This window comes from Sulfitobacter alexandrii (assembly GCF_001886735.1).
Lineage (GTDB): Bacteria > Pseudomonadota > Alphaproteobacteria > Rhodobacterales > Rhodobacteraceae > Sulfitobacter > Sulfitobacter alexandrii.
Genome location: NZ_CP018078.1, coordinates 48,412 through 60,973 on the forward strand (window position 1 = coordinate 48,412; position 12,562 = coordinate 60,973).

Sequence of the window (12,562 nt, forward strand, 5' to 3'; positions counted from 1 at the left end):
TCGGTATTATGTGCGCGCGTGGTTCCGTGGTGTTGTCTCAGCGAGAAACTCAACCACCCTGCCCCGCCAGAAACTCCGCCAGCACAGGACTGGCCGCACCCTTCGCGGAACTGAGCAGCTCCGAACCCGCAAGCGTGGCCTTCGAGAGGCGTACGAGCCCACCGGTTTCCTCGATGCGGTAACAGCGGCGTTTTTGCCGACCCCGCCTGTAGTGGGTCGCGGTGACGATCTGGCAGGTGCTGCCATCGGTGAGCGTCACGGGCGTGGCGAGCCTGATCTTGTCGCCTTCCTCGTAGTCCGGGATCGACGCCCAATCCCGGCAGCGCTGGCGCCAGGCATGGGCGTAGCTGTCCGGGTCTTTCAGGTTGGAGAGAAGCTCGATCAGCCCAAGCGGAGCACGAGACTCGTTCGGGCCAGCGCTTTCCTCCATGTCCTTATAGCCCCAGCAGCCGTCATCGTATCGGGTGAGGAAGACAGCGCCGAAGGTGATCGAGCCGTCAGGATCGGTGATATAGGTCGTGTCCTCGACAGGGGTGCCGTCGCTATTGGTGACCTTTGCCGCCGCATACCAGGTGGAACCGACCTTACAGGCTTTGACCAGTTCGGTTTTGCGCGTGTCGCTCTCGAAGCTGCAAAGCCGGGTGATTTCCGCTTTCTCATCCGCGTAGGTCTGGACGCGGCCGTCGGTGTAGAAGAGCCAACCCATCACGCCGCCCTCCGGTCATCGAGTTCCATCAGGGCATCAAGCGGCACGCGGTAGGGCTGCATGGCGTCGAAATCCTCGCAATTGCCGCAGTTCTGCACGATCGCGAAGGTATCGCAGGCATCCTTGAGAATGACCCGAAAGGTGCCGCCAAGGCCCGAGGGCACCTCGTAGGTCCCGCCGATGAGATAGTCCGAGGCCCGGCGCACGAAGACGCGGATGCTGTGGCCATCGGTGGCGAGCCGGATCGCCCCCTGCCCCCGATCGATGAGCACCTGCACGTCATCCAGGATGTCGGTGTAGAACTGGCCGGTCAGATCGCGAAACGCCAAGCGGCGCTGTGCCATCCAGTCGGTGTCCCGAAACGGGTTCATGCCGTCGGCGAAGGCGAAAGAGGGATCGGCCCGCTCGGTGGTGACGATGCGGGTGGTCGTGTCGTCGATCCCGTTCGAGCGCAGATGCACGCCATTGCCGACGATGAGAATCAGGGCAGGCCTGTTCACCGGTCCGTTCCAGTTGGGCAGGAAGGTTTTGCAGGCGCGCGCATGGGCGATCTGCGCCGCAACAGCGGAGGCAGAGAACTTGAGAATAGCCATGGGGATGTCTTTCGGTTGAGTGTGGGAGGGTCGACCCGCGCAGGCAGAAGGGCTTGCACGGGTCGTGTGGTGGCTCAGGCCGCTTGCGCGACCTCGCTGTCAGGCTCGGGGGTTTCCGCAGCGGGCTTCGCCTCATCACAGGCGATACCGGCGGTCTGCATCATGGGCGGGCACCAGGCGGCCACGGCAGCGCGCTGCGCGTCCGTGAGCGTGGCGAAGGGCTCGGCGAAGAGCTTGTCACAAAAGGCGACGATTTCTTTCTTGCTCGACGAGGCCAGCGTCTCCGCCTCCTGGGCGAGACCCAGATCCTCACCGAGGATCTTCAGGAGCCAGGCCTTCTTGAAGCGGTTGAAGAACGCCGCGTTCGGCGTCCAATGGGCGCGGATATCGGGCATGATCTCGATCTCGAAGTCATGCATCAGGCTGTCGCGCTGCCGGTCCCGCGCGAAGCAGGCCTGCGTGGTGCTTGCCGTCGCATAGGCGACGAGCTTGGCCTTCTCGCCTGGCTTCAGCGCGCGAAACGCCGCGAACTGATCGGCGGGAGACCGGGCGTCATCGAGCCAGGACAGATCAAGCGCATCATGCGCCGCCGCCACCTGCTCAAGCGAGGTCTCGTCGATCTCGTCCATCTTGGCGTGGTTGCGGTATTCCTTGCGGGCGTCGACCTTGATTGCCTGCGTGACGCTCATGCCGCTGCCAAGGACGTCGCTGACCAGCTTGAAGAGCGTCAGATTAAGCGTGGCCTCCGGATGCAGCGCCATCGCTGCCCCGAGCGCCATGGCCCGTTCGGTCTTGAGGTCCTCGGCGAGCGAAGCAGGGTAGGTGATTTCGCCGGCGTCCGGGGCCTCCTCCCCGGTCGGGTTGGCCGAGGAGCCGCGCGCGCCCTCCTCTTTCGCGGTGTCCTCCGGGCGGACGAGACCAACATAGAGGGTGATCTTACCGCTCGACCACGACGCGATCACCCCAGACCGCGCGAGGTCCTCGGCGCTGTAAGCCTCCTGCAGATCCCGGGCTTCCTCTTCCAGAGCGTCAACGCGGTCGTAAAGCGCGTTGTAGGCGTCGTCCTCGAGCCCCTCATCCTCCATCTCGAGCTGAAGTTTCTCGAGCTCGGAGGTGATCTCGTCGATGCGCTTCTGGGCAGCCTCATCAGGTTCGATGGGACCGGGATAGACGCGGCCGTAGTCAGCCATGGTCGCGTAATCATAGCGCAACATCGCATCCGCCCAGGCAAAGCCCAGCTTTATGCGAGCCTCTTCGGCGGCGGCACCGAGCTTCTCGAGCAAGATGGTCTCGACCAACGTCGCATCTTCCAGCACCGAATGCTGTTCTAGCAGATCGGCTGCGACGGCGCCGCCACGCGCCTCATAGTCCTCACGCACGAAGGCTCCGATATCGTCGCTGACCTGCACCCCGCGGGATTTGAGCGCCTGACGGACGGTGTAGGCCTGCAGGTAGCTGTCTTCCTTGGTCAGCGCCTCATAGACCTCCTTCTGCACCTCCTGGCTCGGATGCTCGGCGAAAGCCTTCATCGTATCGAGCGTGATCGTCTTGGCCCGTGCCGCGGCGCGAATGTCGGGGTGGATCAGCCCATAGCGCAGCCGGCCCTTCACGGCAGCGACCGTGGTGCCAAAGGTTTTTGCGATCGTCTCGGGGGTCTGGCCGTCGACTTCCATCATCCGCGCGAAAGCCTCGAACTCGTCAATCGCGTTCATCGGGGCTTGCGTGATGTTCTCGGCGAGCGACAGGGCCGTGGTGACATCGCAATCGTCGGGTACGAGGCGGCAGTCCACCTTGGTCTTCGCGGTGAACCCCTTCTCGCTCTTGTCCGCGACCAGTTCCTTCAGGGCGGCATGGCGGCGACCACCTGCGAGTACAGCATATTTGCCGTCGATCTTCTGAACCAGGAGCGGCTGGAGCAGGCCCAGAACGGCAATGCTGGCCTTGAGATGCGCGATGTTCTCGGGGTCATAAGTTTCCGGCGCGTTGCTGCGCACATTGGCGGGGTGAGCTGTCAGATCGCCGATAGCGACGGTAAGGGGAGCAAAACTTGTGGTCATGGGATATCCTTCCAGGTGGGTGAGGTGTGGCCCGCGCGTTCACGCGCGTGACCAATCCCCGGCTTCAGGGATCACCACGACAAAAGGCCCACTTCCGTAATGGGGCGGGCCTCTGTCAAGGGTATCGGGCAAGTCAAGAACTCCGGCGAAGAACTCATTCTTCACCGGTTGTAAGACACAGATTCAAAAGCCTACTTTTTCTTTTTCACTGCAACCGCACGTCAGTACTTAAGGGTACCCCCTGTCCGGGCTTCGCTCTTCCGTCCGTAGTCAGCCATCGGCCGCCACTCTATGCCTGGTTCAATTCTGCTCCCTGGGTGCCCATCTTTCCCGCGTATTCAGCGCTAGCTGATAACCAGCGGGCCTGCGGCATCTCCAGGAACCTCGTCCCGGCAAGGGACCTCGACGTACCTGTAGTCAGGTGCAGCTCATACCTCCGTCTCGAAAAGCCTTGGAACGTCTCGCTCAGGCTATTGCGCCGGAGCTCTGCGTGTAGCGAAACGGCGTTCCGTCGATCCACATGCGGTGCAATACAACTCCAATTCGTCGAGCGAGAGCAATCAGGGCTCTCTTCGATCCGCGCCTGTGTGCCACTCTACGTCCCCAGGCCTGGAGCCAGTTCGGAGCGCCTCGATGCATCAGGATCATCGCCGCCTGATACAGAGCCGTGCGTAGGCCGCGATCGCCGGTTTTGGTGATCTGTCCGACGATATCCATTTCCCCCGATTGAGTGCGCCTCGGCGTCAAACCCGCCCACGGACCGACGTCTTTCGATCGCGCGAAGCGGGTCGGGTCATCGATCGCGGATCTTACGGTCAGAGCAACGATTGGGCCGACACCCGGCATCGTCGTCATCAGGCGGCATACATCGTCGTGCTTTGCCAACCCAGTGATCATCGTGTCCAACGCCGCCAGCTCGGCCCGCAATTGCTCCCGTGCACGCAGAAGCGTCGACGCCGAGGCGGACAGGATTTTGTTCTCGGCAACCAGTTCTCTCACCCGGTCATCGTATCTGATTCGGGTGACGTGTCCGAGCTTCAGGCCAAAGTTCCTGAGAACACCTCTCATTGAGAGTTCGATGTTGATGATCGCCTGCTGAAGAGACTTTCGCGCCGTCAGCAGAGCGCGGATTTCCTGGGAGGACACAGATTTGCGGTGCACCGGCCGGTACCAACCCATTTGCAATAATCGAGCAATCCCCTGGGCATCGCGCCTGTCGGTCTTGATCGGCATTGCTTTCAAGGCGGCTTTTACCAACCGCGTTTCCATCAGGATCACGTCAAATCCGGCGTCTTCGATCCCTTTGCTCAGCCATTGGGAAAGCGGTCCGGCTTCAAGCCCGATGGCATCAATCGTGTACGGCAGCGAGCCGATTGCAAGCACCAAGGCTTCAGGCTCGCTGGCCGCTTGGAATTCTTTAACAACTTTACCCTGCGGTCCCAGCACACAAATCGCAGTGCTTGCCAGTGAAACGTCCAATCCGATAAATACATTCATGTCGTTGCCCTTCTATTCTCAGGAATTGAGGCGCATGGAGACATACGACCTCGTAGACGCGCTGCAGGCGCATCAAGGGCAACGGCACTTCAAGTCATCCTGACAGACAAGCGAAACGTGTTCGATTCGCCGACAGCCCCATTACGGCATCTTTCCCTTTGAGGGGTCAGCGGGCCTTCATCGTCTGAGATGTCAGGGTGAGGAGTCCCCTGCCCTACCAGTCGCGCGCCAGCATGATGGTCAGCACGCGCATGGTGGTGGCAGGATTGTCCGGGGTCTCAGCCCCATAGCGGAAGTCCGAGTCTGCTTCATAGAGATCGATCTTCCAGAACACGGTCTCTCCCCGGATCTCGACCGCCCCGAAATCGTGCCAGCCCTCGGGATCATTCTCAGGCTCGAACGTGGCAAACTCACCGGTTGCCTTGACCGCCTCGGCCATGAAGCCGTCGCCGGCCTCCATAAGCGAGCGGGTGACATGCATGCGGCCCTGGATGGGTTGCGCGGGCGGCACTCCAAGGCACGCGAGCTTGCGAAACGCGTCGTTCTGCGCCGCGATCACACTCGGATCTGGCCGGTCTTGCTGGGGTTGAACGGTCATGGTCATGGGGGACTCCTTTGAGAAGTTGAAACACCCTTCCCAAAGCCAGCTTTTTCTTTTCCGCTTGGCAGAAGACCCCGTCCAAACCTGCCCGAACCAAACAGTTCCGAAAGTCCGCTCAGCGGACAAAGTGAGCTTTCGCTATAAGTGCGCATGTGTCCGCTTCGTCGTCAGTGACCCATGAACGTGCGCCAAGCCTTATCCCCTCTTGCCCCACAGGATCGCTAGAGCACCGAGCAGGAAGCTACCGAGCAGCGCCAACAGAGCTGCATTCGTTGAAGCCGCTCCGATCAGGGAGCCAAGAACAGCCACACCGAAGGCACCACCGGCTTGTCGGGACGTATTCAACACAGCGGAACCGACACCGGTGCGCCCGGAAGGGACGTTCTCAAGAGTGGCCGATACAATCGCCGGCAGGGTGGCTCCGCCGACGCCTATGAGCAGTGAGCCAACCAAGAATGGCGCCGCCGCCAAGCCGCCGAACATGAGTACTGCGGTGCCAAGAGCACCGGCAGTCAGTGTGACGACGGCCGGCCGTTCAGGCCCGAACCGGGCAACGATCCGACCGAGTGCAAAGGCGACGATAGCCGTGGTCGCCGTCATTGGTGCGAACTTGAGGCCGACCTCGACCGGCACTGCACCGTCCGTCTGCAAGACAAAGGAAAGTGCGAACAGCGCTCCATAGTAGGCGAAGTTGTAGAGGAATGCACCCAGGATAGCCCCAGTGAAAGCGCGCGAGCGGAAGAGCGCGGGCGGCAACATCGGGTTGTCATGGCGTCGCTCGGCGACAACAAACCCGAAAGCCGCGGCAACACCAATGGCCAAAGCTCCGATCACGATGCCAGAGGTCCATCCGAGCTCGCGGCCTTCCGTAGCCGCAAACACCAGCGTCGCCAGCGCGACGATCCCGAGGACTTGGCCAATCGGATCGAGCGCGCGGTCCTGACGCTCAGGCCGCCCTACAGAGGCCGCCGCGGCCGCCAGGGCCAGAAGCCCCACCGGCAGGTTCAGCAGGAAGATCGCCCGCCAGCCCAGCGTGCCTGCGAGGAAGCCTCCGAGTAGAGGACCCGCAACCAAGGCGATGGCCGAAATTGCGCTCCAGCTGCCGAGCGCGCGGGCGCGTGCTTTCGGATCGGGAAATGCGTCAACAAGGAGCGCCATCGAGCTTGGCAAGATCGCCGCCGCCCCGATACCCTGGATGGCGCGGGCTGCGATCAGGACCTCGGTGCTCGGCGCGAGGCCGCAGAGCGCGGAGGCGCCGACGAAGAACATCAGGGCCCAGAGAAACACCGTCCGCGCGCCCATCCGGTCCGAGAGCGCTCCGGAGGACAGCAGGAGGCCGGCGAAGACCAGCGTGTAGGCGTTGGCGATCCATTGGAGCGCCGTCAGGCTCGCCCCGAGATCCTCGGCGATCGTCGGCAGCGCGACATGGAGGGCAGTCGCATCGAGCGTGATCATAAACGAGCTTGCGCCAAGCGCTGCTAGTGCGACGGCGGGTGGCAAGCTGCGCGTCTGGGTCGTGCTGAGGTCTGTCATCTTTTGCTCCAGCAGTCGCGGCTATCCTTCCATAACTTGGGGTGAAGTGCTACTTAGGTATGTAGAAATATGGTATAAGCTAAGCTGATGTCATGAACCTTTCCCAGATCAAGGTGCTGGTCGCCATCGCCGACACCGGAAGCCTCACCTTTGCCGCCGAACGGCTGAGCCTGTCTCAATCCGGCGTCAGCCAAGCCATAGCCGCGCTGGAGGAAGACCTCGGTGTTCAGCTCTTCACCCGGGGGCGCCGCGGCGCTGTCGCCACCGCGGTGGGGGAGGAAGTCGTCCGCGAGGCGCGAGCGGTTCTTGCCGGCCTCGACGCGATCCGCCGAAAGGCGGATGCGGCGGCCGGGATCGAGCAGGGCAAGCTCCGCCTCGCAGCCTTTCCGTCCGTCTTCTCCACGCTCCTGCCGCCGCTTCTGCGGCGCTTCAGGGACCTTCATCCCGGCATAGAGGTCGTGGCCCTGGAGGCGAGCGATGCGGAGATCGAGACCTGGCTTGCGAACGGAACCGTCGATCTGGGTGTCACCACCGCCGAAAGCTTCGAGGCCACCGACTGGCCCCTTGGTCAGGACGACTGGGTCGCGGTGCTGCCCTCGAGCCATCCCATCGCCCTCTCGCCCTCGCGGGCCGTCGCCCTCACTCGCCTGGCAGATGAGCCATTCGTTCTGGCAACCGGTGGCTGCACGATTCATGCAGGCTCGCTGGCGGAGCGGTTGGGGGCGCCCTTGGAACAGATCAAGATCGAGGTTCGGGACTGGGTGAGTGCCTTCGCGCTGGTCCGCGAGGGCTTGGGCGTGACTGTCGTCCCCGAACCGACCCTTCCGGCCGACCGCCGTGGGCTGCGGGTCCTGCCGCTGAAGGAGGGCTTGCACCGGTATTTCGGGCTCCGGTGCAGCAAAACTGCGCTGAACACGCCAGCGGTTACATCCTTTCTTGGGCTTGCCAAGGCGGCTAGCTCAGCCAAAGCGGCTTAGGTTTCGAAAAGTTCGAATTTGGCGCTTACACCGCCGATGCTTGGGTTCTAGGCCCCAAATATTTGAGATAGAGACCCGCGCCGCTGGACTCACCCAACCTTCCCACCCGAACATTTGAAGCTGCCGTTTGTACATCCTGCAGCATCAGTCATTATGGGCTCACAGCTGCCATTTTCTGCTTCGCTGCAAAGCATAGTCAAGCAGCCTCGGCGCTGCGACCTGCCCTGCCCGCCTCCGATCTGGCAATCAGGTAGTCGCAAGCACGTTGCGCGTCCGCAGCGTGCCGGAAGATCGAGCCCTTGTCGGAGCGAAGGACACGCAACCAGTTGTGGAGGTAGGCAGCATTCATCTCGAGCGTATGCGCGGTGAAGCCAAGCGTTTGTCCCAGGAACACCGAGGTCAGTTCCGCGACGATCTCCTCGCGCGCATAGGACGTGTTGCCGAACTTCGAGAGACCGAAATCACGGTTCAGTCGATGGGGGGCTTTCGTAGCATGGGCCAGCTCATGGGCCCAGACCCCGTAGAAATTGCGCGGGTCCTGGAACCGCGTGATGGACGGCATGTAGACCTTGTCCACGGGCGGCAGGTAGTACGCTTCCGTTCCCGTGAAGACGGTCGTGATGTCGATGGCATCGAAAAACGCCTGCATGTGCGGGATGGGCTCGGACGGCGCATGCTCGGGCACGGGCTCCGGGTCGGGGAAGAAACTGTCGGGCAGGCCATCGATCTGGCAGGCATTGAACACGCGGTAGGATTTCTGGAAGCGGAAGATGCGGGCTTCTTCGGAGCGATCATCGCCATCGCTGCGGTCGTCCTCGCCGCCGGCGTCTTTCCGGCTTTGACCGTAATAGACAACGACAGAGGACTTCTCGCCCTTGCGAACCTTTGCATCCAAAGCATTGGCCTGCGGAAGCGTCATCCAGAAGGGCGAGCTGTGGCCCGCCATCACGGTGCGCATGGTCAGCAGGAAGTTGTTCACGCCCTGGTAGGGTTCACCGCCCACGCGCAGGGGGCGAGAACTGCCTCCTGCCGTCCAAGGCTTGCGCCACGGCAGAACGCCGCGCTCGATGATACGGATGATTTCGTTTGTGATGACCTCGGAGGCATCGAATTTGGGCGTACGGGATCGTGCCATGGATGGCGTCCTTTCGTGTGTTGGTGAGAAGATTGGGGGTCAGGTTGACTGACGGGGCCGCGGATCGTTGACGATCCTCGCGCCGAGCCCTTCGACGATGTCGATGTAGGTGGTCAGCAAGACGGAACTTCCAGGGCCCCAGGGTTCAGAGGCGTCCGATCCGTCCCGCGTCACCCGCGGCAGGTTCGCGAAGGCAATCACATCGGTGACGGGTCGGATATCGATGAACGGGGTCCCTCGTGCGACCGCAAGAGTGGCCAATGGAAAGCGCTCGATCGGCGCGAGAGTCGAAACAGTAGTCCAACCAAGATGGATGAATGTCCCGCCCTCTCCGCAGATCACATGCGCGTTTGGCAATGACGCCGCCTGCTTCAGATAGCCGAGGTCACGCAGGACAGTCTCGCGCTCGAGCCGTTGTGCCTGCCCCGTCTGGCCGGCTCGGCGTAGTTCCTTGTGTCGCCACCACGAGGCAGCGGTGGCGCGCAACACGCGCAAGACACCTGTTTGCATGGGAATGCCCTTCATCAGGAAAGACAGACCGGAATCCGGCCCGGACCCATCTGAGGGACCCCAAAGGCCCTCATCCGTCAGTCACAAAACCCGAAGAACGCTTTCTCTTTTTCCGGCCCCTTTGGGCACACAACAAAACCGAAAAGCCCGGCGCATCTGCCGAAGCCATTGATTTCATGCAGCAATTCTAGATCGGCAACCAGGATCGGCAACGCATATCGGCAAAACCTTGCTTGAAAGTACGAAATGTGTTTATTTTTCAATTACTTTGCAAACACGGAAGATCGGCAAAATGCTGGAAACACCCGCCAGGATCGAACCCTGCTTCTTCGAGGAGCATATTCCTACAGAACTGGCAGACCTTTCGGTCGACATCCAGAGGGAAGCCACCGGGCTGGGACAAGGGTTGCATCCTGACAGCGCAGCCGAACTTGCCGATCTCGTCCGTGTGATGAACTGCTACTACTCCAACCTGATCGAAGGACACAACACGCGCCCCCGCGACATCGAAAGGGCGCTGGCTGGTGCAGAGCTTGAGGAAGAAACCCGCCCTCTCGCCCTTGAGGCCCGGGCCCACGTCATCGTTCAACGGGCCATCGACGAGATGCACCGCAAAGGCACCCTGCCCCGCCCCACATCTATCGAATTCCTGACTTGGGTCCATAAGAGCTTCTACGACGAGATGCCGGATGAGTTTCGGGTCATCGAGCATTCTGACGGCACACACGAGCCCATCGTTCCGGGACGCATGCGCCAGGATGACGATCGGGAAGTTGCGGTCGGGCGCCACCTACCTCCTTCATCGTCGCGCGTTGCGGCATTCATGGACCATTTCGACAAACGGTTTCAGATTGCGGCGCGGTCTTCGAGCGGACGGATCATCGCGATCGCGTCTGCACATCACCGGCTGAACTACATCCACCCTTTCCCGGATGGTAACGGCCGTGTCAGCAGACTGATGTCTCATGCCATGGCCCTCACAGCGGGGATTGGTGGCCAAGGGCTCTGGTCCGTATCACGTGGGCTGGCCCGCGGGCTAACCGATCGGGGCGAGTACAAACGGATGATGGATCTGGCCGATAGTCCACGCCGCGGAGACCGCGACGGACGGGGGAACCTGTCAGAAGCGGCACTGAAGACGTTCAGTGAATGGTTCCTAAAGGTAACGCTCGACCAGATCACCTTCTCAGCAAGATTGTTCGATCTCGGCGGACTGGACCAACGGTATCGTCGTCTTGTTGCAGATACCATCGATGACAAGCGAGCGCCGGAACTAATCTCGGCGGTTCTTCGGCATGGGGCACTGGAACGAGGCGATGCGCAGATTGTGCTCAAGACGTCCGAGCGTACTGCTCGCAACACGCTGAGTAAACTGACCGCCGCCGGATACCTGACTTCCGTCTCGCCGAAGACGCCAGTTCGGTTGGCGTTTCCGTTGGATTATCGAGAGCGGCTCTTTCCAAACCTCTTTGGAGATGGTGACCTCCCACAATAGCTTTAGGTATTTAGGGTTTAATGTCTGGCCGCCGATTTCGTCCATGGCCTGCGAGATTTTCATCAAGGCTTGCTCGTGTGTCACTTGTCCACCGCGGTGGACATCTGCTGGTCTGAGATAAACTGAAGAACAACCACGCGCCGCTAGGTGCGTTTGGACAGTTTTGGTTGCCACAAGCGCCGCTTCTCGTTCGAAGTCCACCGCGGTGGACATTAGACAGTTCGCTCATTGGTTTCGGACAGTCGCTTGATCAAAGCTAATGGATCAAATTGGTTTTGCCTTTGACCCAGGGTGATACTGTGAAAATACGCCCCAAAATCCCGGATGCGTTTTCCAAGTTGTAGCATGATGAAGATCGCGCATGACGCTTTCTGAGCTCCTACAGCATTCTTGGCTTTCTCGAAAGTTTCTGGGTGAATGCCCATCATGGGTGCAAGTGTTCGCGCATGGTTTTCAATGTCCAACCAGTTTCTAAGTCTGTCTGTGGAGAACGATGTCGCCTGATCGCAGACTGAGGTCAGCAAGTCTGGTTTCAGGGCCTCATCGCATATGTTGCTATCTAAATCTTTTTTTTCTTCTTCAGACTTAGATTGATGCCGGACAGTTTGTCCGTCATTGGCGGGCAATTCCATAGTTTCAGGCGGGTCATCCGGGGTAGACAAACTCTGGCATTCTGCATCTGTATTGGCGAGCAGAGCGTGGTATTCGGGGAGGCTCAGCTTCCTGCGTAGAGCTTTCCGTGCGTGGTTGATGAATGCGTTGCTAGGATCGTGCTCCTCCAAATGGGCGAGCTTTGTAAGGATCTGTTTGCGGACAAATATCCGATCTCGCCGGTTATTCTCCATCTCTTGCGCGATGGCTATAAGCTCGCTCGCACGTTGGAGCAGGGGGGTGAGAGACAATCCATAACTGATGCACTTCCCGCCGGATGAACGAACGCGGTAGCGCTTTCGGTTCGAGCTGTCATTGCGCTTGATGAATCCGAGTTCAACGAAGCGGTTGATGTGCCTCCGGAGTGTCCGTTCGTCGATTCCGCCAACGCGCTGGCAAAGTGAATTGTTAGACGCAAAAACCGTTTCGCCATGGCCAGGTTTTAGAAAACTGAGCATTGCTTGAAGTGTCTGTATGTGGCCAGGACGTAGACCAAACACGCTGCGTGCATCTCTCAGGGCTCTGAAGATGGTCCAGACGTCGGTTTCAGATGGGGGAAATGAGCCGCGGGTTGCATCAGCACCTGCGGCTTCGATCGAGAGTTTTGTAAATGCCATGGCTTGTTCACGACGACCGTTCGGCCCACAACTTCCCCGTCTCTTTCCTCGAATTTTCGCGGAAAAAGGAAAAAAATATCAGTCCACCGAATCGGTGACTCTTGACCGGTATGCTGGAGGTTGCTACATCAAAGATGCTAATCAGATGATGAGGGCTCTCCAGGGGAAACTTTGGGGGGCTCTTTTCTTT

General features: G+C 60.4%; 11 protein-coding genes. 2 read left to right on the top strand and 9 right to left on the bottom strand.

The features are described from left to right. Positions 1–49 precede the first annotated feature (49 nt). The 6 genes from BOO69_RS19850 to BOO69_RS19875 all read right to left on the bottom strand — a co-directional run bounded on the left by BOO69_RS19850 (position 50) and on the right by BOO69_RS19875 (position 6,987). Positions 50–706 (bottom strand): DUF6927 domain-containing protein, encoded by a 657-nt coding sequence (locus tag BOO69_RS19850; RefSeq protein ID WP_071974128.1) that lies wholly within the window; start codon positions 704–706, stop codon positions 50–52. Next, positions 706–1,299, bottom strand: coding sequence for a regulator (locus BOO69_RS19855; RefSeq protein ID WP_071974129.1), 594 nt, complete (start codon positions 1,297–1,299; stop codon positions 706–708). The genes BOO69_RS19850 and BOO69_RS19855 overlap by 1 nt, the downstream gene beginning before the upstream one ends. A 74-nt stretch (positions 1,300–1,373) precedes the next feature. Beyond that, complete coding sequence (locus BOO69_RS19860) at positions 1,374–3,356, bottom strand: ParB/RepB/Spo0J family partition protein (protein WP_071974130.1); 1,983 nt, start codon at positions 3,354–3,356, stop codon at positions 1,374–1,376. Between the two features lie 465 nt (positions 3,357–3,821). Next, a complete protein-coding gene (locus BOO69_RS19865) occupies positions 3,822–4,853 on the bottom strand; it encodes an IS110 family RNA-guided transposase (RefSeq protein ID WP_071972316.1) in 1,032 nt (343 codons plus the stop codon). A 214-nt stretch (positions 4,854–5,067) separates the two neighbouring features. Beyond that, on the bottom strand, positions 5,068–5,457 hold the full coding sequence (locus tag BOO69_RS19870) for a DUF3768 domain-containing protein (protein WP_071974131.1): 390 nt from the start codon (positions 5,455–5,457) through the stop codon (positions 5,068–5,070). 192 nt (positions 5,458–5,649) lie between these two features. Further along, a complete protein-coding gene (locus tag BOO69_RS19875; RefSeq protein WP_083545776.1) occupies positions 5,650–6,987 on the bottom strand; it encodes a DHA2 family efflux MFS transporter permease subunit in 1,338 nt (445 codons plus the stop codon). Between the two features lie 92 nt (positions 6,988–7,079). Here BOO69_RS19875 and BOO69_RS19880 point away from each other — a divergent pair, with 92 nt between their 5' ends. Next, positions 7,080–7,964: a LysR family transcriptional regulator gene (locus tag BOO69_RS19880; protein ID WP_071974132.1), complete on the top strand. Its 885-nt coding sequence runs from the start codon at positions 7,080–7,082 to the stop codon at positions 7,962–7,964. A gap of 196 nt (positions 7,965–8,160) precedes the next feature. On the opposite strand, the gene BOO69_RS19885 is transcribed toward BOO69_RS19880, so the two are convergent. After that, the gene (locus BOO69_RS19885) at positions 8,161–9,099 is read right to left on the bottom strand and encodes an ArdC family protein (RefSeq protein ID WP_071974133.1); all 939 of its coding nucleotides are present in this window, start codon (positions 9,097–9,099) and stop codon (positions 8,161–8,163) included. A gap of 39 nt (positions 9,100–9,138) precedes the next feature. Further along, positions 9,139–9,624 carry a hypothetical protein gene (locus BOO69_RS19890; protein WP_071974134.1) on the bottom strand — a complete coding sequence of 162 codons (486 nt, stop codon included), beginning with the start codon at positions 9,622–9,624 and terminating at the stop codon, positions 9,139–9,141. Between the two features lie 277 nt (positions 9,625–9,901). Here BOO69_RS19890 and BOO69_RS19895 point away from each other — a divergent pair, with 277 nt between their 5' ends. Then, positions 9,902–11,104 carry a Fic family protein gene (locus tag BOO69_RS19895; RefSeq protein WP_071974135.1) on the top strand — a complete coding sequence of 401 codons (1,203 nt, stop codon included), beginning with the start codon at positions 9,902–9,904 and terminating at the stop codon, positions 11,102–11,104. A 212-nt stretch (positions 11,105–11,316) separates the two neighbouring features. Here the strand turns inward: BOO69_RS19895 and repC are convergent, their stop codons facing one another. Next, a complete protein-coding gene (gene repC, locus BOO69_RS19900; RefSeq protein WP_071974136.1) occupies positions 11,317–12,372 on the bottom strand; it encodes a plasmid replication protein RepC in 1,056 nt (351 codons plus the stop codon). Between the last annotated feature and the right edge of the window lie 190 nt (positions 12,373–12,562).